The organism is Rhizobium sp. R693 (genome assembly GCF_002211315.1).
Lineage (GTDB): Bacteria > Pseudomonadota > Alphaproteobacteria > Rhizobiales > Rhizobiaceae > Rhizobium.
Genome location: NZ_LOKY01000005.1, coordinates 159254 through 184422, shown reverse-complemented (window position 1 = coordinate 184422; position 25169 = coordinate 159254). Strand labels below are relative to the sequence as shown.

Sequence of the window (25169 nt, the reverse complement as noted above, 5' to 3'; positions counted from 1 at the left end):
GCATTCCTTATTCGTAGCGCAGGGCCTGCACGGGATCGAGCTTGGAGGCCCGCCACGCCGGGAAGATGGTGGCGAGGAAGGACAGCGTCAGGGCCATGATGACGACCGAGAGTGTCTCTCTAAGGCTCATTTCTGCCGGCAGTTGGCTGAGGAAATAGAGCTGAGGATCGAACAGCACCGTCCCGGAAACCCAGGAGAAAAACTCGCGGATCTTCTCGATGTTGATACAGACAATGACGCCGAGAAGGACGCCGGCCAGCGTGCCAACGACGCCGATTGCCGCGCCCGTCATGAAGAAGATGCGCATGATTGCGCCGGAGCTTGCGCCCATCGTGCGCAGGATGGCGATATCGCTGCCCTTGTCCTTCACCAGCATGATCAGGCCGGAAATGATGTTAAGCGCCGCGACGAGAACGATGAGCGTCAGGATCATGAACATGACGTTCCGCTCGACTTCCAGGGCGGAGAAGAAGGTCTGATTGCGTTGCCGCCAGTCGGTGATCGCGATCTGGCGGCCTGCTGCGGCTTCGACCTTCGGCCGCATGTTGTCGATGTCGTCGGGATTGTCGACGAAGAGCTCAATGGATTGAACCAGCCCCTCGGCGTTGAAGTAAAGCTGTGCTTCCTCGAGCGGCATATAGATGATCGTCGCGTCGTACTCCGACATGCCGATCTCGAAAATGCCGGAAACCTTGTAGGATTTGACCCGTGGGTTGACGCCCATCGGCGTGACGTCGCCCTCCGGCGATATCAACGTGATGGTGTCACCGGCCTGGAGGCCGAGTTGTGTAGCCATGCCCGAGCCGATCAGGACACCTTGCCCAGCGGCAAAGCCGACAAGATCGCCGGACTTGATGTTGCCCGAGACCGTCTTCACCTTGTCCAGGTCTTCAGGCCGGATACCGCGTACCAGCGCGCCCGTACCGGCACCGCCCTGCCCGGAAGCCAACGTCTGCCCTTCCACGAGCGGCAGGGCCAGCTTGACGCCCGGCACGGCGCCAAGCCGATCGGTCAGCGCCGGATAGTCGTTGAACGGCGTATCAACGGGCTGAACGATCATGTGGCCGTTGATGCCAAGAATGCGGGAGATCAGCTCCGTGCGAAATCCATTCATCACAGCCATGACGATGATGAGCGTGGCAACACCAAGCATAATTCCGATGAAAGAGAAGCCGGCGATCACCGAAATGAACGCCTCCTTGCGGCGGGCGCGCAGATAGCGCCACGCCACAAGCCGTTCGAAGGCGGAAAATGGCCGGCTGGCCGGCGCCGAGCCGGATCTGGAACCCTGCCGCTGGCTCACCGCTGCATCTGCCATCCTGCCACCCGCCCTTCTCAGCCCAAGAGCTTATTGATCGCCGCGTCGATGGTCATCGTTTCGCGGGCGCCTGTCTTGCGGTCCTTCACTTCGACTTCGCCGCTCGCGACCGCACGCGGGCCGGCAATGATCTGCAGCGGAACACCGATCAGATCGGCGGTCGCGAATTTCGTCCCGGCGCGATCGTCGGTATCGTCATAGAGGACGTCCTTGCCGGCATTTGAGAGCGCCGCATAGATCTTCTCGCAGGCCGCATCGCACGCCGCATCACCGGCCTTCATGTTGATCACGACCGCATCGAACGGCGCCACGGACGCCGGCCAGATGATTCCGTTTTCGTCATGCGATGCTTCGATGATGGCGGGAACAAGGCGGGTCGGGCCAATCCCGTAGGAACCCATGTGGACGGTATGTTCCTTGCCGTCCGGACCTTGCACCTTCGCGCCCATCGGCTCGGAATACTTCGTGCCGAAGTAGAAGATATGCCCCACTTCAATGCCGCGCGCAGAGAGGCGATCGTCTTCCGGAACCGCGTTGAACGCGGCTTCGTCATGCATCTCCGACGTGGCGGCATAAAGCGACGTCCACTTGTCGAAGACTGCCTTCAGGCCCTCCACGCTGTCGAAGTCGGTATCTTGAGCCGGGATATCAAAGTTCACAAAATCCTTGTGGCAGAACACCTCTGACTCGCCGGTGTCGGCCAGAATGATGAACTCATGGCTGAGATTGCCACCGATCGGGCCGGTATCGGCACGCATCGGAATGGCGCGGAGGCCGAGGCGATCGAACGTGCGCAGATAGGCGGTGAACATCTTGTTATAGGAGTGCTCCGCGCCTTCGCGCGTCAGATCGAAGGAATAAGCATCCTTCATCATGAATTCACGCGAGCGCATGGTGCCGAAGCGCGGACGGATCTCGTCGCGGAACTTCAGCTGAATGTGATACAGGTTGAGCGGCAAGCTCTTGTAGGACTTCACGTAGGACCGGAAGATATCCGTGACCATTTCCTCGTTGGTCGGGCCATACAGCATCGGGCGATCCTGGCGATCCTTGATGCGCAGCATTTCCTTGCCGTAGGCGTCGTAGCGCCCGCTTTCCTGCCAGAGCTCGGCCGACTGCAGCGTCGGCATCGACAGCTCGATCGCGCCGGCGCGGTTCTGCTCCTCACGGATGATGTTGTTGACCTTGTCAAGGACGCGCTTGCCGAGTGGCAACCAGGAATAGATGCCCTGCGACTGCTGCCGGATCATGCCGGCGCGCAACATCAGCCGATGGGAGACGATTTCCGCCTCCTTGGGGTTTTCCTTCAGGATGGGCATGAAATAGCGAGACAGGCGCATGGTGAATTCCAGAGCTGTTGAGATACCGCATGTCGCGGAATCGAAGGCGATCACAAATATTGGCAGCGTTCATAGCTGCTTCGCGAAAGGAAAGAAACCCGCGACGGGCTGAAGCGGACTGCCGTAAAAGCAAGTTCGCACGTGCGAAGCAGACAAAGTAAGAAAAAGGCGGAATTATAATGGTTTGTACGAAATTCTTATCAACAGAAAAAAATTGCTCGAGTGTAGCAAAAATGCAAAAAAACCTGATGACAAAGCCCATTCTTTGAGCTAGCTTTAGCCCACAAAACAGGCAGGGAGCTAAATTCCTGCCGATTTCGCGGTCAAGTCTTGGGAGGATCAGATCTTAGGCGCGCTTGTCGCAGCCCCGGCAACGGATAAGGATCACGCGATACTTAAAACAAGGCTTTCAGCCTTGTTTTTTTTTGCTCTTTTCCGCCATATTCCGCTTTCCAGCAGATTCGCTACCGTAGCGTAAGGCCTCATTCCGTCGCGGCATCTCCTTGCCGCAACTTCATGACACGCGTGTGACAGCTAGAATCCGCGTTCGCCCAAAAACTGGGCAAACGCTCTTACACGTTTGAGAATGAAGGGCCGATCTGCGGCAGGGCGTCGAAGCCCCACCCGAAGTAGTTCGAAGCAATATACCACAACGCATAGATGACGGCGGAGATGAGCGTCGTCATCGAGAAGACAAATACCGGCCGGAATCGGGTCGGCGCGCTGTGAACAGTTCCCAATACGATATCGTTGTCTTCCGCTTGCGTGCGCAGGCCGATCGGGAGGACGCCAAAGAGGGTAATCCACCACACGATAAAGTAGACGGCGAAGCCCTGTAGAAATATCTGCAGCATCGAAATGGTCCCGCTAAGCTCATTGCGACTATCGCAATTGTCGCGCTTATAGGCCGAAATGTCGGTCGACACAAAGCAGGTTTGAACCACTTCCCGACATTTACCGGATTTGTGTCACTCTGCCGCAGGCTTGTTCAAACCTGCTCCAGTTCGATCAGAGTGCCGAAAAAGTCCTTCGGATGCAGGAACAGCACCGGCTTGCCGTGCGCGCCAATCTTCGGCTGACCATTGCCAAGTACTCTTGCGCCTGCCTGCATCAGCTGATCGCGAGCAGCGAGAATATCGCCGACTTCGTAGCAGATGTGATGCATTCCGCCGGACGGGTTCTTATCCAGGAAAGCCGCAATCGGCGAGTCCGCCCCCAACGGCTGCAGAAGCTCAATTTTGGTATTCGGCAGTTCCACGAAGACAACAGTGACGCCGTGCTCCGGCAGAGCCTGCGGGGCCGAGACGGATCCGCCAAGTGTGTCCCGATATGCCGCGGTTGCGGCCGCGAGATCGGGAACAGCGATAGCAACGTGATTGACCCGGCCGAGCATGCGTTACACCTTCGTAACAAACACCGTGACCACGGGCTTCTTGCCCCAGGTCTGGTTTGCTGCTGCACGGATGGCACGGCGAACCGACTCCTGCAGCAGGTCGAGATCCTTCCGGCGTGCCCGCGGTATGCTTTCGATGGCGCCAACAGCAGCATCGTAGAGCGTATCTTCCATCTCGTCGCCCTCGTCGTCGTAGACAGGCAGACCTATCGCAACAAGGTCCGGATCTCCAACGATATCGTAGCGGCTGTCGATCACGACGTTGACGGCAACATGGCCGACATAGGAAAGCTTCTTGCGCTCGCCGATGCCCATCTCGTCGAAATCGCCGATCAGCGAACCGTCCTTGTAGATGCGGCCATGCGGTGCCTCGTCGATCACCTCGACTGGTCCCGGCGCCAGACGAAGAATGTCGCCGTTGCGCACGCGCGGCACGATCGAGATGCCAGACTGCTCCGCGAGTTCCTTGTGTGCCGTCAGGTGCGTCGCCTCGCCGTGTACCGGCACGACAATCTTCGGCCGTGTCAGCTCGTACATCTTCTGCAACTCGTTGCGGCGCGGATGTCCGGAAACGTGAACTAGGGCCTCGTTGTCGGTGATGACATGGACGCCCTGCTCGATCAGGCCGTTCTTGATATCCTGGATCGCCTTCTCGTTGCCCGGAATGGCGCGGGAAGAAAATACGACGATGTCGCCTGATGCAAGCGCCACGTTTCGCATCTCGTCGCGCGAAAGTTTGGCAAGGGCAGCGCGTGGCTCACCCTGGCTGCCGGTCAGGATGACCACCACCTTGTCGCGCGGGATGTAGCCGTACTCCTCCTCGGAAATAAACGGCTTGATGCCTTCCATCAGACCTATATCGCGAGACACGTCGACAACGCGCTTGAGCGAACTGCCAAGCAAAAGGACTTCGCGGCCTTCAGCCTCGGCCGCCTCGGCTACCGTGCGAATACGGCCGACATTCGATGAGAACGTCGTCACCGCAACACGGCCTTCGGCATTCTCGATGATCTTGCGCAAGCTCTCGGAGACGTCCTTCTCCGACGGCGATACGCCATCCCGAAGAGCGTTCGTGGAATCGCACATCAACGCCAGAACGCCTTCGTCGCCGAGCTGGCGGAAACGGGTCTCGTCTGTCAACGGACCGAGCGACGGTTCATGATCGATCTTCCAGTCGCCGGTATGGATCACATTGCCGAGGGGCGTGCGGATCACCAGCGACATCGGTTCGGGGATGGAATGGTTGACGGCCACGCCCTCGACGCTGAAAGGGCCCGCATTGACGGTGTTGCCCGCCGTGAACAGCGTCACCGGGATCTCGCCGATGGCCGACTTTTCAAAATTGCGCTTCGCCTCGAGAAGCCCTGCTGTAAAGGCCGAGGCATAGACTGGAACGTTGAGGCCTGGCCATAGATCGGCGAGCGCGCCATAGTGGTCCTCATGCGCGTGGGTGATGAAGATCGCCTTCAGGCTCTTGCGCTCGCTGGCGAGATATCGAATGTCGGGCAACACAAGATCGACACCCGGCAAGTCAGGTCCAGGAAAGGTGACGCCGCAGTCGACCATGATCCACTGGCGATGATCCGGCGGGCCGTAGCCGTAAAGGGCGAGATTCATTCCGATCTCGCCAACGCCGCCCAACGGCAGAAATACCAGTTCGTCCTGCTTCGCCATATTATTCTTATTTCCAATCAACCAAAGAAGACATCGCCGGCGGCAATCGTCATCATCCTGCCTGCGCCGGTATCGAGCATCAACAGGCCATTATCATCAATTCCGGCGAAGTGGCCGGAAATCGACCGGTCCGGCAGGTTCACAGTTATCTTTTCGCCAATGCCGCAGGCAACTCGGCGCCAGCGTTCGGTGATTTCGCGCACGCCACGGCCGCGGTCCCATGCCTCCAAGACCTCCGCCATCGACGCAAAGAGATGGGCGAAAACCTCTTCAGGGGAAGCGGAGCTCCCTTGCTCGCGCAGGCAGGTCACCGGATAGAGCGGGTTGTCGGGCATGAATGCGACGTTGATACCGATGCCAATGACGAGCGCATGGCGTCCGTCCGGAAGGGTTTCGCCCTCGACGAGAATGCCACAAGTCTTCTTTCGTCCGATCAGGATATCGTTCGGCCACTTCACTTCCAGCGGTTCGGCCGTATGCGGCAGCACATGGCGAACAGCCTGATGCACTGCGACGGCGATTGCCAGCGGCAGCGAGCCGAGGCGCTCCATGGGAGCCGGATCGACGAGAAGAAGCGAGGCGTAGAGATTGCCCCGCTCCGAAACCCAGGGCCGTCCCCGGCGACCGCGGCCGCCGGTCTGCTTTTCCGCCGTGATCCAAAGGAGACCGCGGTCCCCTGCCCGCGCACGGGCAAGGCATTCGCTGTTCGTGGACGATGTCTCCGACAGAGCCTCGTGCCTGAAATCGTCGAGCGATATCCGGCGCCGTGCCTCAGAGTTCATCAAAAGAGCGTCGCAGCAGCAAGCTCGGCCGCACCGCCGATCGGACCGCCGATGAAGACATAGGCGAGAACGAAGAGGCCGGACAGGCCAAAGACAAGACGAAGAGACGCCGAGACGCGAGCGAACTCGCCCGTGGCTTCATCAAACCACATCAGCTTGATGACGCGCAGGTAATAGTAAGCGCCGACGACCGATGCCAGAACGCCGATGATGGCAAGCGCATAGAGCTTGGCCTCGATTGCAGCGACAAACACGAAGTACTTGGCGAAGAAGCCTGCGAGCGGAGGAATACCGGCCAGCGAGAACATGAGGATGGTCAGCACCGTTGCCATGAACGGATTGGTGGTCGACAGGCCAGCCAAGTCATTGACCTCCTCGACAACCGTCCCGTCCTTGCGGCGCATCGACATGATGATCGCGAAGCTGCCGAGCGTCATCACCATGTAGATGACCATGTAGAGCATGACGCCGGAAACGCCGGTCTGGTTGCCCGCGGCAAGGCCAACCAATGCGTAGCCCATGTGACCGATCGACGAATAGGCCATCAGTCGCTTGATGTTCTTCTGACCGATTGCGGCAAAGGAACCAAGCAGCATGGAAGCGATCGAAATGAACACCACGACCTGCTGCCAATCCGCCAGGACCGGCTGGAAGGCGGTGATCACAATGCGGGTCATCATCGCCATCGCGGCAACTTTCGGGGCACTGGCAAGGAAAGCCGTGACCGGGGTCGGCGCACCTTCATAAACGTCCGGCGTCCACATGTGGAACGGAACTGCGGAAATCTTGAAGGCGATGCCGGCGAGGATGAACACGAGGCCGAAGACGAGGCCAAGCGAGCGGGCACCGTCGACGGTCAGAGCCTGGGCGATATCAGCGAACTGCGTGTGACCGGTGAAGCCATAAACCAGCGACATGCCGTACAGCAGCATGCCCGAGGAAAGCGCGCCGAGCACGAAGTACTTCAGGCCGGCTTCCGTGGACTTGACGCTCTCGCGATTGATCGCAGCAACGACGTAGATCGCGAGCGATTGCAGTTCAAGACCGAGGTAGAGCGAGATGAGATCGTTGGCCGAAATCATCAGCAGAATACCGAGCGTGCAGAGCACGAGCAGTACCGGAAACTCGAACTTATCGAGCTGGTTTTCCTTGGCGAGGCCGAGCGACATGAAGAGCGCCGAGATCGATCCAACCAATGCCGTGATCTTCATGAAGCGACCGAAGCCGTCCGACAGGAAGACGCCGCCATAGGCAACGCCTTCGCTGGGAACGAAAATCAGCCAGAGCGCGGCAGCAGCCAGCACGATCATCGCGAGAACGCTGACCATACGGCCCGAACGCTCTCCCGAGAAGACGCCGATCATTAGCAACGCCAGGGCGCCGACAGCGAGGATCAACTCCGGAATGGAAAGATGCAGGCTTGCGAGAATAGTTTCAGAGGTCATGTCCCAAAAGTCCCGTCATCATTTCATCGACAGCGCAACGTCCTGCGCTGCCTGGACTGCGGCCGTATAGCTATGGATCAGCTGGTCAACCGAAGCAGCGGTCACATCGAAGACCGGAGCCGGATAGACGCCGAAGAAGATGGTCAGTGCGATCAGCGGATAAAGTATCAACTGTTCACGCGGAGAAAGGTCGAGCAGCGCCTTCAGCCTTTCCTTTTCCAGCGCGCCGAAGATCACCCGGCGATAGAGCCAGAGTGCATAGGCGGCGGAGAGGATAACGCCGGTCGCGGCGAAGAGTGCGACCCAGGTGTTGACGCGGAAGACGCCAATCAGGGTCAGGAATTCGCCGATGAAGCCCGAGGTGCCCGGCAGGCCGACGTTCGCCATCGTGAAGACCATCATCGCGACGGCGTATTTTGGCATGTTGTTGACCAGGCCGCCATAGGCCGCAATCTCGCGGGTATGGGTCCGGTCGTAGATCACACCGACGCAAAGGAAGAGAGCGCCGGAGACGATGCCGTGCGATAGCATCTGGAAGATCGAGCCCTGCAGACCCTGCGCGTTGGCCGCAAAGATACCCATTGTCACGTAACCCATGTGGGCGACCGACGAATAGGCGATCAGCTTCTTCATGTCGTCCTGCATCAGCGCCACCAGCGAGGTGTAGATGATGGCAATGACCGACAATGCGAAGACGAGCGGCGCGAAGAACTCGGAGGCAACCGGGAACATGCCGAGCGAGAAGCGGATCAGGCCATAGCCGCCGAGCTTCAGAAGCACGCCTGCCAGGATGACCGAGCCCGCGGTCGGCGCTTGAACGTGTGCATCGGGAAGCCACGTGTGAACAGGCCACATCGGCATCTTGACTGCGAAGGATGCGAAGAAGGCAAGCCAGAGCCAGGTCTGCATCTGCGGCGGGAACTTATAGGCGAGCAGCGCCGGGATATCCGTCGTGCCGGCCTGCCAGTACATCGCCATGATGGCGAGCAGCATCAGAACGGAGCCGAGCAGCGTGTAGAGGAAGAACTTGTAGCTGGCGTAGACGCGATCCTTGCCGCCCCAAACGCCGATGATGAGGAACATCGGAATGAGGCCGGCTTCGAAGAACACGTAGAAGAGAACGATATCGAGCGAAACGAAGACGCCGACCATCATCACTTCCAGGATCAGGAAGGCAATCATGTAGTCCTTGAGGCGCTTTTCGATCGAGAGCCAGCTCGCCAGTACGCAGAACGGCATGAGGAAGGTCGTCAGGATCACGAAGAGCATCGAGATCCCGTCAATGCCGAGGTGATAGCTGATGCCGGTGCCGAGCCAGCCATGCTTCTCGATCATCTGGAAGCCCGGGTTCGCATTGTCGAAACCGATCCAGAGAAAGAGCGAAAGGACAAACGTCACGATCGTCGTGATCAACGAGATGTTGAGCACGTTGCGGCGGCCACTCGGACCATTTTCATTCATCAGCAGCAGGAGCACCACGCCGACGAGCGGCAGGAAGGTGACCGTTGAAAGAATGGGCCAATCGGTCATCAGAAGGAACTCCCGAGCATCATCCAAGTAACAAGCGCCGCAACGCCGATCAGCATGGCGAACGCGTAGTGATAGAGGTAACCGGTCTGTAAGCGCACGACGCGGTTCGTGACATCGACGACGCGGGCAGCGACGCCATTCGGGCCGTAGGTATCGATGACGCCGACATCACCCTTCTTCCACAGGAACCGACCGAGCGCCTTTGCTGAGCGGACGAAGAGGAAGTCGTAGAGCTCGTCGAAGTACCACTTGTTCAGGAGGAACTGGTACAGCACACGATGCTGCTGCGCGAGCACACGCGGCGTCGACGGCGACTTGATGTACATGTACCAGGCCGTCACGAAACCAATGAGCATGGCGATGAACGGGCTGAGGCCAACCCAGGCCGGAACGTGATGGAACTCTTCGAGCAGTTCGTTGTGCTGTGAGGTGAAGATCGCACCCTTCCAGAACTCGGCATATTCCTCGCCGTAGAAGCGGCCTTCGAAGAGGACGCCGGCCAGAACCGCGCCGGCAGCGAGCAGGTAGAGCGGCACCAGCATGACCTGCGGCGACTCGTGAACGTGATGCATCACTTCGTGGGACGCACGCGGCTTGCCGAAGAAAGTCAAGAAAGCCAGACGCCAAGAATAGAAGCTCGTGAACAGGGCCGCGATGACCAGCAGCGTAAAGGCAAAGCCTGCGACCGGCGAATGCGACGCGTAAGCCGCCTCGATGATCACGTCCTTCGAGAAGAAGCCGGCAAAACCGATCGGTGTGAACGGAATACCGACGCCGGTCAGCGCCAGGGTGCCGATCGTCATCATCCAGAAGGTCACGGGGATGTGCTTACGCAGACCACCCATGTATCGCATGTCCTGCTCGCCATCGACGGCGTGGATCACCGAGCCGGCGCCAAGGAACAGCAGAGCCTTGAAGAAGGCGTGCGTGAAGAGGTGGAAGATGGCGGCGCCATAAGCACCGACGCCGAGCGCAACGAACATGTAGCCGAGCTGCGAGCAGGTCGAGTAAGCGATGACGCGCTTGATGTCGTTCTGCACGAGGCCAACAGTTGCCGCGAAGAAGGCTGTGATCGCACCGATCGTCGTTACGAAGACGAGCGCATCTGGCGAAAGCTCAAACAGCGGCGACATGCGAGCGACGAGGAAGACGCCCGCGGTAACCATGGTTGCAGCATGGATGAGAGCCGACACTGGCGTCGGGCCTTCCATCGCGTCTGGGAGCCAAGTGTGCAGCAGGAACTGTGCCGACTTACCCATCGCGCCCATGAAGAGCAGCAGGCAGGCGCCAGTCAGCGCATGTGCCTTGTCGAGATGCATGCCAAAGAGGTTGAGAACGATCTCGCCGCCCTCACCACCAGCTTCGCCCGGAGCAAAGCTCGCAGCGTTCGCGAAGATGGTGTCGAGGTTGATCGCACCAAATAGCACGAACAGGCTCGCAATGCCGAGGATGAAGCCGAAGTCACCGACGCGGTTGACGACGAAGGCCTTGATCGCAGCGGCGTTTGCCGACGGTTTCTTGAACCAGAAGCCGATGAGCAGATACGAAGCGAGACCAACGCCTTCCCAGCCGAAGAACATCTGGGCCAGGTTGTCGGCCGTCACAAGCATCAGCATCGCGAAGGTGAAAAGCGAGAGATAGGCGAAGAAACGCGGACGATGCGGATCATGATGCATGTATCCGATCGAATAGACGTGCACCAGAGTCGAGACCGTGTTGACGACGATCAACATGACCGAGGTGAGCGTATCGACGCGCAGCGACCAGGATACGTCAATACCGCCGGACTGGATCCAGCGCAGCACTTCGACCTTGATGGGGCCGCCTTCGTGGTGGCCCATGCCGACGGTGATGAAAACATACCACGACAGCACCGCCGCGCTGATCATCAGCCCGCAGGTGACGTATTCCGATGCCTTGGCGCCGATCGCGCGGCCGAAGAGGCCGGCGATGATCGCGCCAATCAGGGGAAGAAAGACGATAGCCTTATATAAAAACATAGCCTTATCAGCCCTTCATCATATTGACGTCTTCGACGCCGATCGAGCCGCGGTTGCGGTAGAAGACGACGAGAATTGCAAGACCGATAGCCGCTTCAGCCGCAGCGACGGTCAGAATAAACAATGCGAAAACCTGGCCGACGATGTCGTTGAGGAACGACGAGAAGGCGACCATGTTGATATTGACCGCAAGCAGAATGAGCTCGATCGACATCAGGATAACGATGATGTTCTTCCGGTTCAGGAAGATACCGAAGACGCCGAGCGTGAAGAGGATGGCGCTGACCGTCAGGTAATGGGAAAGTCCGATGACCATTGTATTTGTTCCTTAAGCTCGCGCCTGCCTCAAACGCCCTGACCCGGCTTGACCTTGACCACTTCGACGGCGGTCTCAGGGCTGCGGGCAACCTGTCGGGCGATATTCTGCCGCTTGATGTTCTGGCGATGCTTGAGCGTCAGCACGATCGCACCGATCATCGCGACGAGCAGCACCAGACCAGCGATCTGGAAGAAGTAGACGTAATTCGTATAGAGCACATCGCCGAGAGCGGCGGTATTCGTGCGCTCAGACAGCGGCGGGATCGGCATCGTGACCGTTTTGGCGATCTCCGGCGAGATCACGCTGCCACCGCCGACAACGATCAGCTCAGCCGCAAGGATCAACCCGATGACCGCACCGATCGGCGCGTATTCGAGAACGCCCGCGCGCAACTCCGTAAAGTCGATGTCGAGCATCATAACCACGAAGAGGAAGAGAACGGCCACGGCACCGACGTAAACGACGAGCAGGATCATCGCCAGGAATTCGGCGCCCAGCAGCAGGAAGAGGCCAGCCGCGTTGAAGAAAACCAGGATCAGGAAGAGAACCGAATGAACCGGATTCTTCGACCAGATGACCATGAACGCCGACGCTACCGCGACAAAGGCGAAAAGATAGAAAAATAGAGCCTGCAGACCCATGTTGGTGCCTTTTTCATCTTCCCCCGGGCAGCCGGGAGTTTCCCTGCCCGATGAAGCTTCGCGCGGAACTCTCCGGCAAAACTCCGGTGCATGTTGACCGGAAGCCGCGCGAGCGGCGACACTCCGGCATTTCAATTTCGATCAACGGTACGGAGCATCCAGCGCGATGTTGCGCGCGATTTCACGCTCCCACCGGTCGCCGTTGTCGAGGAGCTTCTGCTTGTCGAAGTAGAGCTCTTCGCGTGTTTCCGTCGCAAATTCGAAATTCGGGCCTTCGACGATCGCATCGACCGGGCACGCTTCCTGGCAGAAGCCACAGTAGATGCACTTGACCATGTCGATGTCATAACGAACCGTGCGGCGCGTGCCATCGTTGCGGCGGGGACCGGCTTCGATGGTGATCGCCTGTGCAGGACAGATCGCCTCACACAGCTTGCAGGCAATGCAGCGCTCTTCGCCGTTGGGATAACGACGCAGCGCGTGTTCGCCGCGGAAGCGCGGGCTGACCGGTCCCTTTTCGAACGGGTAGTTGACCGTTGCCTTCTGCTTAAAAAAGTACCGGAAGGTCAGCCAGAACGCACCGACGAATTCCTTCAGGAACAGCGAGCTGACCGCGTTGGACAAGCCTGCCATCTTCAACCTCCAATATTGCTTGAAACGAGGGCCGGCATGATCATGCCCAACCCGTCAGCTTCAGCACGAATGCGACGATAACGACCATGGCGAGCGACAGCGGAAGGAAAACCTTCCAGCCGAGGCGCATCAGCTGGTCGTAGCGATAGCGCGGGACGAACGCCTTGACCATCGCGAACATAAAGAACACCAGGCACGACTTCAGCGTGAACCAGATAACACCCGGAACCCAGTTCAGGAGCCATACGTCGACGGGCGGCAGCCAGCCTCCGAGGAACAGGATCGTCGTCAGCGAGCACATCAGAACGATGGCCGCATATTCGCCGAGCATGAACATCATGTAGAGCGAGGAGCCGTATTCGACCATGAAGCCGGCGACGAGTTCCGATTCGGCTTCAGGAAGATCGAAAGGCGGGCGGTTCGTTTCAGCCAGCGCCGAAATAAAGAAGATGATGAACATCGGGAACAGCGCCAGCCAGTGCCAGTCGAGGAACGATGACGGCAGACCAAGGCGCGTGCCGAGACCAGCCTGCTGGGCATGGACGATGTCCGTCAGGTTCAGCGAGCCAACGCAGAGCAAAACGGTGACGATGACGAAGCCGATCGAGACTTCGTAGGACACCATCTGTGCAGCGGAGCGCAATGCACCAAGGAAGGGGTACTTCGAGTTCGAAGCCCAACCGCCCATAATGATGCCGTACACTTCAAGCGACGAGATCGCGAAGATGTAGAGGATGCCGACATTGATGTTGGCGATGACCCAGCCATCCGCCAGCGGCACGACCGCCCAGGTCGACAGTGCCAGAAGCACGGTGACGAGAGGCGCGAGCAAGAAGACTGCCTTGTTGGCACCAGCGGGGATAACCGGCTCCTTGAAGACGAACTTCAAAAGATCGGCGAAGGACTGGAAAAGGCCCCACGGACCCACCACATTCGGACCGCGGCGGAGCTGTACGGCTGCCCAGATCTTACGGTCGGCCAACAGGATGTAGGCGATAAAGACGAGCAGGCAGACCAGGAGAAGAAGCGACTGACCGACCATCAGGAGGCCGGGCAAGACATAAGTTGAAACAAACGATTCCATAGTCCCCTGCCCTTACTCTGCCGCGACTTTGAAGTTGTTGCGGGCCAATGCCGAGCACTCGGCCATCACTGCCGAAGCGCGCGCGATCGGGTTCGTCAAATAGAAGTCTTTGACCGGCGAAGCAAACCCGGATTTGTTCATCTTGCCGGCTTTTTTCGCGACTGCGGCAATTTTGGCGCTGTCGCTTTCAGCGATCTCATCGAACGCTGCGAAATGCGGGAAGGCCGCATAGAGCTTCGCACGCAATTCGCTAAGTGAATCGAATGCAAGTTTCTTGCCAAGCACGTCGGACAGCGCACGCAGAATCGCCCAGTCTTCGCGGGCGTCGCCCGGCGCAAAGCCGGCGCGATTGCCCATCTGAACGCGACCCTCGGTGTTGACCCAGGTGCCGGACTTTTCGGTATAGGCAGCCGCCGGCAGGATGACGTCGGCATTGTGGGCACCGTTGTCGCCGTGCGAGCCGATGTAGACCGTCAGCTTTGCCTTCTTGGCACCGAAATCGAGTTCGTCGGCGCCAAGTAGGAAGAGAACGTCCATCGAGGTCAGCATCTCCGCGGCGTTAACGCCCTTGGCACCCGGAACGAAGCCAAGGTCAAGACCGCCAACGCGTGATGCTGCGGTGTGCAGCACGGCAAAACCGTTCCAGCCTTCGACGACTGCGCCGACCGTGCCAGCAAGCTTTGCAGCAGTTGCGAGAACACCAGCACCGTCGGTACGTGACAGAGCGCCCTGACCGATGAGGATCATCGGCTTCTTGGCATCCGTCAGAACCTTCGCGAACGCATGGTTGCCGTCGGCGATATCCTTCAGCGTGTCCGGGCCAGCGCCGAGATATTCATAGTCATAACGCAGTTCGCCAGCTTCGCCGATCACGCCGATCGGGAAGTTGCCGCGACGCCAGCGCTTGCGGATGCGAGCGTTGAGCACGGCGGCTTCGAAGCGCGGGTTGGCACCGATGATCAGCAGTGCGTCCGCCTGCTCGATGCCTTCAATCGTCGGGTTGAAGAGGTAGCTTGCGCGGCCGAGCGACGGATCAAGTGCCGTCCCATCCTGGCGACAGTCGAGGTTCTCGGAACCGAGCGACTTCACGAGTTCCGACAGCGCGTACATTTCTTCGACGGATGCGAGATCGCCGGCGACCGCACCGATCTTCTCGCCGCTGGTTGCGGCAACGGCAGCCTTGATGGCGCCGAAGGCTTCGCCCCAGGTCGCTGCCTGCAGACGGCCATCCTTGCGGACGTAGGGGCGGTCGAGACGCTGCGTCTTCAGGCCATCCCAGATGAAGCGGCTCTTGTCAGAAATCCACTCTTCATTGATCTGATCGTTGACGCGCGGCATGACGCGCATGACTTCGCGGCCACGCGTATCGACACGGATTGCGGAGCCGAGCGCGTCCATGACGTCGATCGTTTCGGTCTTGTTCAACTCCCACGGACGCGCCGTGAAGGCGAACGGCTTCGAGGTCAGCGCGCCGACCGGGCAGAGGTCAACTATGTTGCCCTGCAGCTCTGAGGTCATCGCCTGCTCGAGATAGGTGGTGATTTCGGCATCCTCGCCGCGGCCGATCAGGCCGAGTTCGGAAATGCCGGCCACTTCAGTCGTAAAGCGAACGCAGCGCGTGCAGTGAATGCAGCGGTTCATGACCGTCTTGACGAGCGGTCCAATATACTTGTCTTCGACGGCGCGCTTGTCTTCCTGATAGCGCGAGCTGTCGATGCCGAAGGCCATCGCCTGGTCCTGCAGGTCGCATTCGCCCCCCTGGTCACAGATCGGGCAATCCAGCGGATGGTTGATCAGCAGGAACTCCATCACGCCTTCACGGGCCTTCTTGACCATCGGCGTGTTGGTGAAGACCTCCGGAAGTTCGCCGTTCGGGCCGCCGCGGATGTCGCGCACACCCATGGCGCAAGAAGCCTGCGGCTTCGGCGGGCCACCTTTCACCTCAACGAGGCACATGCGGCAGTTGCCGGCAACCGAAAGGCGCTCGTGAAAGCAGAAGCGCGGAACTTCAGCACCGGCTTCCTCGCACGCCTGCAGCAGCGTGAAATGATCCGGAACTTCGATCTCGTTGCCGTCAATCTTCAGTTTTGCCATCGTCACTCAGTCCTGTTTCCCGTTTGCCGGATGGCGGCAAACAAACCCACTTTGCAACAGTTTCGCTGCCACGCCGGTTCTTACCCCGTTGGCATCGGTGTCGCTCAAATTCTGCGCCCATCCCGAGATCCGGGATCGGCTTTCGGCCTTTGCAGTTTCGGGCCCCTGCCCTTCACTCTTCAGCCTTGACCTTGCTCCAGCCTCTTCGGCCGAAAATTCACTTCCGCTTTCGCGCTCCAGCAACCAGTGCTTTAGCCTGGTCAACCCAGCCGTCGCGAGCGATCCTCCCGTCGAAACCGAGCTCTGCGTCGATGCGTGCCGCGTCCTCGGTCGACCAGCTGGCGATCACGGCAAAGGCGCGAATGCCCTTGGCATTCAACACCTGCTCGATCTTCGGACCGACGCCGGAAATCTGCTTCAGATCGTCGGTCTTTCGAGCACGCGGAGCTGGCTTCGTTACCACACGAGGCTTCGCGGTCGGCTCTGCTGCAACCACAGAAAGCTTGACCTTCCCTGCAACCTTGTTGGCAGGCGCAGGACGAACGTTCTCCGGCTGGATCTCGACCTGAGGCTTACCCTCGTCGGGCGGCGTTTCGTCCAGAACGGCTGCTAGCTTGCTCGTTGCATCGAGCGCGCCCTGCAAGGCTCCGAAGAATGCGCCGGCCATCTGCGTCGAAAAGCCGAGACCGATCGCGGTCGCCGCAGCCATTGCCGCAGCCGGGTTTACCATTACAGGCGGCACCGGGAGCACGCGGGCGTTCTCCAGCATCTCGGCAGCAAGACGACCGAAGTCGGCCGAGAAATCAGCCACCTCTTCCTTGTCATTGCTGTCGGACGCCTTCGTCATCAGCCTTACTCTGCTGCCTCAAGAACCGCACCGTGATCCAGCGCGCTTGCCGTATACTGGTCGATGCGCGCTTCGATCTCGTGACGGAAGTTACGGATCAGACCCTGCACCGGCCATGCGGCAGCATCGCCAAGCGCACAGATGGTGTGGCCTTCGATCTGCTTTGTGACCTGGAACAGCATGTCGATCTCGCGCTTCTGGGCATTGCCCTTGGCCATGCGCTCCATCACGCGCCACATCCAGCCGGTGCCTTCGCGGCACGGCGTGCACTGGCCACAGCTCTCATGCTTGAAGAAGGCCGAGATGCGGGCGATCGCCTTGATGACGTCGGTGGACTTGTCCATGACGATCGACGCGGCTGTACCGAAGGACGAACCGACGGCGCGCAGGCCGTCGAAATCCATCGGGCAATCGATGATGTCCTTGGCCGGAACGATCGGGCACGATGCGCCGCCGGGGATGACGGCAAGCAGGTTGTCCCAGCCGCCCCGGATGCCGCCGGCATGACGATCGACGAGCTCGCGGAAGGTGATCCCCATCTCCTCTTCGACCGTGCACGGCTTGTTGACGTGACCCGACAGCATGAACAGCTTGGTGCCGACGTTGTTCGGACGGCCGATCGAGGAGAACCAGGACGCGCCGCGACGCAAGATGGTCGGCGCAACGGCGATCGACTCGACGTTGTTGACCGTCGTCGGGCAACCGTACAGGCCCATGTTGGCCGGGAACGGCGGCTTCAGGCGCGGCTGGCCCTTCTTGCCTTCAAGGCTTTCGAGCAGCGCGGTCTCTTCACCGCAGATATAGGCGCCGGCACCGTGATGGACGTAGATGTCCATCGGATAGCCGAGCTTGTTGCTCTTGCCGAGCAGGCCGTAGTCATAGCACTCATCGATGGCAGCCTGCAGCGCTTCGCGCTCGCGGATATATTCACCACGGACGTAGATGTAGGCGGCGTTCGCGCCCATTGCGAAGCTTGCGATCACGCAGCCTTCGATCAGCGTATGTGGATCGTGGCGCATGATATCGCGGTCTTTGCAGGTGCCCGGCTCCGACTCGTCGGCATTGACGACGAGGTAGTGCGGGCGACCATCGCTCTCCTTCGGCATGAAGGACCACTTAAGACCGGTTGGGAAGCCGGCGCCCCCACGACCACGAAGACCAGAGGCCTTCATTTCGTTGATGATCCAGTCGCGACCCTTTTCGAGGATCTGCTTGGTGCCGTCCCAGTGGCCGCGCGCCATCGCGCCCTTCAGGGACTTGTCCTTGAGGCCGTAGATGTTGGTAAAGATGCGGTCTTTATCTTGTAACATGCTTCACCCCTTACCGCGGCTTCTTACCGAAGACTTTAATGTATTCGGCTTCGCCGCCCTTGGCGAGCGCCTTGGCCTGCTTGACCCAGTCGTCGCGTTCGATGCGGCCCTTGAAATTCAGGTATCCATCGACCCATTCGCGCTCGGCCTTCTTCCATCCCGCGATCTGCGTGAAGGTGAAGATGCCGATCTCATGCAGGGTCGCTTCAATCTTCGGGCCGACGCCGGAGATCATCTTCAGATCATCCGGAGCGGCGGGTTTTTCGACGCCAGCGGGACGGTTCTTGTCGCCGAGCGAAGGCTTACCGGCATTTTGCACCAGCGCAGCGGTCGCCGGCGCCGGTTGATCTTCCACCGCTTTGACATTCTTAGCAGCAGCCTTCGGTGCCGTGACCGGCGTTTTCAGCGCTGCATTGGTTTCCGCATCGGTGCTCTTCGCGCGTGCGGCTTCCGAGGGAGGAACCGGGGCCGCGTCGATGGTTGCAGTCACGGCTTCTTGAACGGCCTTTTTGGTGGAGACCTTCTTCGGCTTCTCTTCGGTCAGCAAGGTCGTGGGACCGCCTTCCGGAGACGAGAAGTGACGGTTGATCTGCGGGCCGGGAGTGACGCTCGCGCCATTGCCGGCCTCGAACGTATCGATGATCTCTTCAAGACGTTCCGGCGTCAGGTCCTCGTAAGTATCCTTGCCGATCATGACCATCGGCGCGTTGACGCAGGCCCCGAGACATTCGACTTCTTCCCACGAAAGCGTGCCCGAGGCGTTCCGCTCGAAGGGATGATGATGGATCTTGCTCTTGCAGACCGCCATCAGGCTTTCCGAGCCGCGCAGCATGCAGGGCGTCGTGCCGCATACCTGGACGTGGGCGCGCGTGCCGACCGGATTCAGTTGGAACTGCGTGTAGAAAGTCGCAACCTCGAGAACACGGATATAGGCCATATCGAGCATGTCGGCGATCCTTTCGATCGCGGCTCGCGTGACCCAACCATCCTGTTCCTGTGCTCGCATCAACAGCGGGATGACAGCGGATTGCTGACGGCCTGCGGGATATTTCTGGATCGTCTTTTCCGCCCAGGCAGCGTTCTCGTCGTTGAAGGCGAACGCGGCAGGCTGGAATTGATCTTCGGCTAATCGACGAACGGACATTCTTCCTCACGCCTTGTCAGTTTATGGTCCCGCACTGCGATGCCGTCAGAGACTTCATCTCGCATGCGTAGGCCGACTGGTCTTTTTGCAAAAACACAACGAACTTGCCGCCGTTCGGAACGGCGGCCTTGATTTCATAGCCCTTGGATAAGAGCTCACCCATGGAAGCCTTGGCTGCCGGCGGCTGCACCTCGTCCTGACCCAATTTCGGGCCCATTCCGCCGACTTCCTGAGCGAAGGCTCCGGAAGAAGCGAAAAGAACGAGAGCGGCGAGCGGCAACAGCTTCATCAGCGGTCTACCTCACCGAACACGATGTCGAGCGAACCGAGCACGGCCGTCACGTCAGCGAGCATGTGGCCCTTGCAGAGGAAGTCCATCGCCTGCAGGTGGGCGTAGCCCGGTGCACGGATCTTGCAGCGGTACGGCTTGTTGCTGCCATCGGCGACGACATAGACGCCGAACTCGCCCTTCGGCGCTTCGACAGCTGCGTACACTTCGCCAGCAGGAACGTGGTAGCCTTCGGTGTAAAGCTTGAAGTGGTGAATGAGCGCTTCCATGGACCGCTTCATCTCACCGCGCTTCGGCGGAACGACCTTGCCGTCGATCGACGACACCGGACCGGTCTTGGCGCTGCCCATCAGACGCTCGACGCACTGCTTCATGATGCGAACAGACTGACGCATCTCGATCATGCGGATCAGGTAGCGGTCGTAGCAGTCGCCGTTTTTGCCGATCGGAATATCGAATTCCATATCGTTGTAGCACTCGTAGGGCTGCGAGCGACGCAGGTCCCAGGCAGCGCCAGAACCGCGAACCATCACACCCGAGAAGCCCCAGGACCATGCATCTTCCAGCGATACCACGCCAATGTCGACGTTACGCTGCTTGAAGATGCGGTTGTCAGTCAGAAGACCTTCGATATCGTCGAGGATCTTGAGGAACGGGTCGCACCACTTGCCGATATCCTCGACCAGCTCCGGCGGGATATCCTGGTGGACGCCACCCGGACGGAAATAGGCCGAGTGCATACGGGCGCCACAGGCGCGCTCGTAGAACACCATGAGCTTTTCGCGCTCTTCGAAGCCCCAGACCGGCGGCGTCATCGCGCCGACGTCCATGGCCTGCGTCGTCACGTTCATGATGTGCGACAAGATTCGGCCAATTTCGGAGTACAGAACTCGAATCAGCTGACCACGAATCGGAATTTCGAGCTTCAGCATCTTTTCGACCGCGAGCGCGAAAGCGTGTTCCTGATTCATCGGCGCGACGTAGTCGAGACGATCGAAATAAGGCACGGCCTGAAGGTAGGTCTTCGTCTCGATCAGTTTCTCGGTGCCGCGGTGCAGCAGGCCGATATGCGGATCGACGCGCTCGATGATTTCGCCATCGAGCTCGAGCACGAGACGCAGAACACCGTGCGCGGACGGGTGTTCCGGTCCGAAATTGATCGTAAAATTGCGAACGTTATGTTCAGTCATAGCGACGCGCTCCGCGCTGGCAATTGGCATGAGACGGCGAACAGAGACGCTTCAAGAAATCCGAGCCTCATCTTCACTTCGCCGCCTTCTCGTCTCCCGGCAGCACGTATTCGGTGCCTTCCCAAGGGGACAGGAAGTCGAAATTGCGGAATTCCTGCTTCAGCTCGACAGGTTCGTAGACGACGCGCTTGGCATCATCGTCATAACGCACCTCGACGTAACCGGTCGTCGGGAAGTCCTTGCGTAGCGGGTGGCCTTCAAAGCCATAGTCCGTCAGCAGACGGCGCAGGTCGGCGTGACCTGAGAACGGAATGCCGTACATGTCCCAAGCTTCACGCTCGAACCACTCAGCACCCTTGTAGACAGCAGTTGCCGACGGAACCGACTCACCATCGGCCACGGCGACCTTGATGCGGATGCGCAAGTTCTGCTTCGGCGACAGCAGGTGATAGACGACGTCGAAACGCTTCTCGCGCTGCGGCCAGTCGACACCGCAAATATCAATCATGCTGATGAAACCGCAGCGCGCATCGTCGCGCAGGAACGTCAGCAGCGCCAGAATCGTCTCCGGCGTCGCAGTTAGGTTCAGCTCACCGTAGCTGATGGATGCATCGAGAAAGAGATCGCCGCGCATCTCACGGAGATACGAGGACAGTTCGCTCAAGGCTTCACTCATGACAGTCCTCCGCCCTTAGCGCTCGATCGTTCCGGTTCGACGGATCTTCTTCTGCAGAAGCAGCACCCCGTAGAGCAGCGCTTCCGCCGTGGGGGGACAGCCCGGCACGTAGATATCGACAGGAACGACACGGTCGCAGCCACGCACGACCGAATAGGAATAGTGATAGTAACCGCCACCATTAGCGCAGGACCCCATCGAGATCACATAGCGCGGCTCAGGCATCTGGTCGTAAACCTTGCGGAGCGCTGGCGCCATCTTGTTGGTCAGCGTGCCGGCAACGATCATGACGTCCGACTGGCGCGGCGAAGCGCGCGGAGCAACGCCGAAGCGCTCCATGTCGTAGCGAGGACCGGAAACCTGCATCAGGCCTTCGACAGCACAGCAGGCTAGACCGAACTGCATCCACATCAGCGAGCCGGTACGGGCCCAGGTGATGAGATCTCGGGTTGAGGTAACGAGAAAGCCCTTATCAGCCAACTCATCGTTGATTTCGCCGAAGAAGGCGCTGTCGCTGCCGATCGGCTTGCCCGTTGCGGGATCGATGATGCCTTTCGGGTGCGGCGCGACGAGCGCCCTATCGCTTGGGGCTACTCCCATTCCAGGGCTCCCTTTTTCCATTCATAGATAAAGCCGATGGTCAGCACGCCGAGGAAAACCATCATGGACCAGAAGCCAAACCAGCCAATTGCGCCGAACGAAACTGCCCACGGAAAGAGGAAGGCGACTTCGAGGTCGAAGATGATGAAGAGGATCGACACCAGATAGAAACGGATATCGAACTTCATGCGGGCGTCGTCGAATGCGTTGAAACCGCATTCGAAAGCCGAAAGCTTTTCCGCGTCAGGCGCCTTGAAGGCAACGGCAAACGGCGCGATCAGAAGCGCCAGGCCGATTACAAGGGCGATACCAATGAAAATAGCGATCGGAATATAGGAACTGAGCAGTCCAGTCATCAGGTTCATCCCTGCTTGCGGGCTGCGCCAGGAAGGCGCAAGTGGGCAATTGCCCGGCAAGCGAACGTGCGTTGCAACAGAGCCGTGGTTAGCGCAGCCAGCGCCACGGCGCAAGACTTTTAGAGCACCAATTCGACTGTCGAGGCGCGACATTATCAAGCAGATGCAATGATGTCGCGACAAATCCACACAAGTCGATTCAGTCTGCATGTCAGCCCGTCGGATATTGCATGGCTCGCAGCAACAGAGAACGTCCGAGCCAAGAGAGAACACCGAAATCGGCGATCGCGTTGGCAGAGAATGTAACAGAGGAAAGGAGAGAATGGCGCGAGTGACGGGGCTCGAACCCGCGACCTCCGGCGTGACAGGCCGGCACTCTAACCGACTGAGCTACACCCGCGCATCGTGGACAGAATAACCGGATCAAGCGCCTTGCGACACTCCATTTTGAAATGGCGCGAGTGACGGGGCTCGAACCCGCGACCTCCGGCGTGACAGGCCGGCACTCTAACCGACTGAGCTACACCCGCATTCATTTCAAGCGATCCGGAGGCTTTCGCGTCCGCGTCAAAGCAGCTTTACCGCTTCGATGAGCGGCTAACTAAGGGGTTCGCATTTGAGTGTCAAGCAGCTTTGGAGACAAAACGATGACAGTCTGCGAATTGTTTTTGGAGAACGAAATTCGCTTCGCAAATTCAGTGTATTATCAGAGGAGTATTTGTCGAGCGCACATAGACAATCAATTCCCCGAGCCCTCGCCTGCACCGCCGACGGTTTTCCACAGCTCAAAAATCACCGAGACTACGGGGGCATGAGCGCCTCCGCTCAAAAAAATCAAAAAATCTTCACAAACACTCTTGCGGTTTGTCCGCGATCCGCATAGATCACGGCCACCGACGCGGCGGGCCGAAACGGACCGATCTCGCGAGGGCGATTAGCTCAGTTGGTAGAGCGCCTCGTTTACACCGAGGATGTCGGGAGTTCGAGTCTCTCATCGCCCACCATTTCCTCCCACTATCCTCATAGTTTACTGATGATGGCGACGTATTCGCGAGCCGCTCGAGCCGGTGGCGTGCACTGCGTACCTCGCTCCCGAGCAAGGAAGAAAATGCCGAGCCTGGCACATGATTCGTGCGTCACTGCGCAGAGCGCTCATTTACTTCGCCTTAATTGAGCGCGCTCAATATTGTCCTCATAAGTTGTTTGTCACAGGGAGCATGATACCCCAGGCCGTTGCTGGAAAGCCTTCAGCACAGCTTGCCTGCAATAGTTATCAGCGGGCCATGGCCGCCGTTCATGTCACCCACCGCGCCAGTGGTAGTCAGAAGTCACGTCGGAGAGAGCATCAGGTGCAGTTCAACACGCACACGAGTCTAGCCTTTCGCATTGCAACGGTCTTGCAACAACTCGGAATCGAAGGACTGCCGCGTAACTATGAGCTCATATTCGAGGCGCTGACCGGTAACAGTCCGGATCTCGCACGCGAACTCAGATCGCTCGGCCCGGTCAAGACGCAGGGGGCTCTGGATGGGATCGGACGCCGTTACCTGCCCCACCACTTCGAAGGCAGCCAGCTCGAGGCGCGTTCGGGCCAGGTGCAGCAGGAACTACAGAGCATTCTCTCCCTGCTCGACGAGGAAAAGTCTGCTCTATCGCGCTACGGAAGCGTCATCAGCCAGGCTGCCCGGGTCTTTGAAGCCAACGATGTGACAGACAAGGACGCGCTATCGCGATCGCTGCAATCGGTAAGCTCCGCAACACATACTCGCGAGGCGCAAAGTGCAATGCTCGCTTCCAAGGTGATGGAGAAATCGCAGAAGCTCGAGGAGGTACAACGCGAGGCCGCTGCGGCAAATGCTGCCAGGTTTGTCGATATCGTGACCGGCCTGGGGAACCGTCGGGTCTTCAACAAGGAACTCGCCAACGTCTATGAAAAATCAGGTCTGCCCGATCTGTGCGGAATCGCCTTTGCGGATATCGATGGCTACGAGACCATTGCGGCCATTCCAAATCTTCTTGAGCCCGTCCTCAAGAAAGTCGGCGAGTTGATCCAAGCGATGTTCGGTGAAGAGGATCTGGCCTGCCGCTTCGATCGGGGGCGCTTCGGTTTCATTTTCCGAACAGCAGATGAGACGGAGATCATGCGGCTTGTCGACAGGCTCCGTGATCGGCTGAAGGGATTGCCGGTGGTGCATCCGGTATCGGGAAAACGGGCAGCGCCGCTTTCATTCTCAATCGGGATATGTATGTCGAAGGAAGCCCGAACGGCCGACGCCCTTATCGCGTTCGCCGAAAAGGCGCTCGGCATGGCAAAAGCATCGGGCGGCGACAATGTCTCCATCCATGGCGTCGCGAATGTCTCACATGTGCCCAAGGACTGGCTGATCTATCGGTAGAGTCAGATCGCAGCGGTTTGGCTTTACTCCGGAAGAAGCCTAGCCAACATTGCATCGCGCTGGCTATAAGATGGTTCTCGCGGGCCGCACGGTCCAGTCACTGAAGCA

The 25169-nt window shown here is 59.1% G+C and carries 23 protein-coding genes and 3 tRNA genes; 2 read left to right on the top strand and 24 right to left on the bottom strand.

The features are described from left to right. Window positions 1–7: 7 nt before the first annotated feature. The 24 genes from ATY79_RS07285 to ATY79_RS07170 form a co-directional block, all read right to left on the bottom strand. The gene (locus ATY79_RS07285) at window positions 8–1318 is read right to left on the bottom strand and encodes a lipoprotein-releasing ABC transporter permease subunit (RefSeq protein WP_088691840.1); all 1311 of its coding nucleotides are present in this window, start codon (window positions 1316–1318) and stop codon (window positions 8–10) included. A 17-nt stretch (window positions 1319–1335) separates the two neighbouring features. Then, a complete protein-coding gene (proS, locus tag ATY79_RS07280) occupies window positions 1336–2658 on the bottom strand; it encodes a proline--tRNA ligase (RefSeq protein ID WP_088691877.1) in 1323 nt (440 codons plus the stop codon). Between the two features lie 572 nt (window positions 2659–3230). Then, window positions 3231–3512, bottom strand: a complete 282-nt coding sequence (locus tag ATY79_RS07275; protein WP_088691876.1) for a DUF1467 family protein — start codon at window positions 3510–3512, stop codon at window positions 3231–3233. Between the two features lie 134 nt (window positions 3513–3646). Further along, the gene (mce, locus tag ATY79_RS07270; protein WP_088691839.1) at window positions 3647–4051 is read right to left on the bottom strand and encodes a methylmalonyl-CoA epimerase; all 405 of its coding nucleotides are present in this window, start codon (window positions 4049–4051) and stop codon (window positions 3647–3649) included. A gap of 3 nt (window positions 4052–4054) precedes the next feature. Further along, entirely contained in the window at window positions 4055–5725 is a 1671-nt protein-coding gene (locus ATY79_RS07265; RefSeq protein ID WP_088691838.1) for a ribonuclease J, read from the bottom strand. Window positions 5726–5742: 17 nt separating this feature from the next. Continuing rightward, window positions 5743–6507: a biotin--[acetyl-CoA-carboxylase] ligase gene (locus ATY79_RS07260; RefSeq protein ID WP_088691837.1), complete on the bottom strand. Its 765-nt coding sequence runs from the start codon at window positions 6505–6507 to the stop codon at window positions 5743–5745. Next, window positions 6507–7952, bottom strand: coding sequence for an NADH-quinone oxidoreductase subunit NuoN (nuoN, locus tag ATY79_RS07255; protein ID WP_088691836.1), 1446 nt, complete (start codon window positions 7950–7952; stop codon window positions 6507–6509). Before nuoN ends, ATY79_RS07260 begins: the two co-directional genes overlap by 1 nt. Window positions 7953–7970: 18 nt before the next feature. Next, the gene (locus ATY79_RS07250; RefSeq protein WP_088691835.1) at window positions 7971–9482 is read right to left on the bottom strand and encodes an NADH-quinone oxidoreductase subunit M; all 1512 of its coding nucleotides are present in this window, start codon (window positions 9480–9482) and stop codon (window positions 7971–7973) included. After that, a complete protein-coding gene (gene nuoL, locus ATY79_RS07245) occupies window positions 9482–11482 on the bottom strand; it encodes an NADH-quinone oxidoreductase subunit L (RefSeq protein ID WP_088703383.1) in 2001 nt (666 codons plus the stop codon). The genes ATY79_RS07250 and nuoL overlap by 1 nt, the downstream gene beginning before the upstream one ends. 7 nt (window positions 11483–11489) lie before the next feature. Next, window positions 11490–11798: an NADH-quinone oxidoreductase subunit NuoK gene (gene nuoK, locus ATY79_RS07240; RefSeq protein ID WP_007531803.1), complete on the bottom strand. Its 309-nt coding sequence runs from the start codon at window positions 11796–11798 to the stop codon at window positions 11490–11492. Between the two features lie 29 nt (window positions 11799–11827). Further along, on the bottom strand, window positions 11828–12442 hold the full coding sequence (locus ATY79_RS07235; protein ID WP_088691833.1) for an NADH-quinone oxidoreductase subunit J: 615 nt from the start codon (window positions 12440–12442) through the stop codon (window positions 11828–11830). 141 nt (window positions 12443–12583) lie between these two features. Further along, complete coding sequence (gene nuoI, locus ATY79_RS07230; protein WP_007531797.1) at window positions 12584–13075, bottom strand: NADH-quinone oxidoreductase subunit NuoI; 492 nt, start codon at window positions 13073–13075, stop codon at window positions 12584–12586. A gap of 40 nt (window positions 13076–13115) precedes the next feature. Further along, window positions 13116–14159 carry an NADH-quinone oxidoreductase subunit NuoH gene (gene nuoH, locus ATY79_RS07225; protein ID WP_088691832.1) on the bottom strand — a complete coding sequence of 348 codons (1044 nt, stop codon included), beginning with the start codon at window positions 14157–14159 and terminating at the stop codon, window positions 13116–13118. Between the two features lie 12 nt (window positions 14160–14171). After that, window positions 14172–16253, bottom strand: coding sequence for an NADH-quinone oxidoreductase subunit NuoG (gene nuoG / locus ATY79_RS07220; RefSeq protein WP_088691831.1), 2082 nt, complete (start codon window positions 16251–16253; stop codon window positions 14172–14174). 217 nt (window positions 16254–16470) lie between these two features. Next, window positions 16471–17100: a 5' DNA nuclease gene (locus tag ATY79_RS07215; RefSeq protein WP_088691830.1), complete on the bottom strand. Its 630-nt coding sequence runs from the start codon at window positions 17098–17100 to the stop codon at window positions 16471–16473. 5 nt (window positions 17101–17105) lie between these two features. Further along, the gene (gene nuoF / locus ATY79_RS07210; protein WP_088691829.1) at window positions 17106–18410 is read right to left on the bottom strand and encodes an NADH-quinone oxidoreductase subunit NuoF; all 1305 of its coding nucleotides are present in this window, start codon (window positions 18408–18410) and stop codon (window positions 17106–17108) included. Window positions 18411–18420: 10 nt separating this feature from the next. Beyond that, the gene (locus ATY79_RS07205; protein WP_088703382.1) at window positions 18421–19554 is read right to left on the bottom strand and encodes an NADH-quinone oxidoreductase subunit E; all 1134 of its coding nucleotides are present in this window, start codon (window positions 19552–19554) and stop codon (window positions 18421–18423) included. 16 nt (window positions 19555–19570) lie between these two features. Then, on the bottom strand, window positions 19571–19843 hold the full coding sequence (locus ATY79_RS07200; protein ID WP_088691827.1) for a hypothetical protein: 273 nt from the start codon (window positions 19841–19843) through the stop codon (window positions 19571–19573). Next, window positions 19843–21033 carry an NADH-quinone oxidoreductase subunit D gene (locus ATY79_RS07195; protein ID WP_088691826.1) on the bottom strand — a complete coding sequence of 397 codons (1191 nt, stop codon included), beginning with the start codon at window positions 21031–21033 and terminating at the stop codon, window positions 19843–19845. Before ATY79_RS07195 ends, ATY79_RS07200 begins: the two co-directional genes overlap by 1 nt. 73 nt (window positions 21034–21106) lie before the next feature. Next, window positions 21107–21709, bottom strand: coding sequence for an NADH-quinone oxidoreductase subunit C (locus ATY79_RS07190; protein ID WP_088691825.1), 603 nt, complete (start codon window positions 21707–21709; stop codon window positions 21107–21109). Window positions 21710–21724: 15 nt separating this feature from the next. After that, the gene (locus ATY79_RS07185; RefSeq protein WP_088691824.1) at window positions 21725–22309 is read right to left on the bottom strand and encodes an NADH-quinone oxidoreductase subunit B; all 585 of its coding nucleotides are present in this window, start codon (window positions 22307–22309) and stop codon (window positions 21725–21727) included. Further along, on the bottom strand, window positions 22300–22665 hold the full coding sequence (locus ATY79_RS07180) for an NADH-quinone oxidoreductase subunit A (RefSeq protein WP_088691875.1): 366 nt from the start codon (window positions 22663–22665) through the stop codon (window positions 22300–22302). Before ATY79_RS07180 ends, ATY79_RS07185 begins: the two co-directional genes overlap by 10 nt. 323 nt (window positions 22666–22988) lie before the next feature. Further along, window positions 22989–23065 (bottom strand) — tRNA-Asp (locus tag ATY79_RS07175). Window positions 23066–23118: 53 nt separating this feature from the next. After that, window positions 23119–23195, bottom strand: a tRNA-Asp gene (locus ATY79_RS07170). A 398-nt stretch (window positions 23196–23593) separates the two neighbouring features. Between ATY79_RS07170 and ATY79_RS07165 the strand changes: the two genes are divergently transcribed. Next, a tRNA-Val gene (locus ATY79_RS07165) sits at window positions 23594–23669 on the top strand. 213 nt (window positions 23670–23882) lie between these two features. After that, window positions 23883–25061: a GGDEF domain-containing protein gene (locus tag ATY79_RS07160; RefSeq protein WP_245306777.1), complete on the top strand. Its 1179-nt coding sequence runs from the start codon at window positions 23883–23885 to the stop codon at window positions 25059–25061. Window positions 25062–25169: the final 108 nt, after the last annotated feature.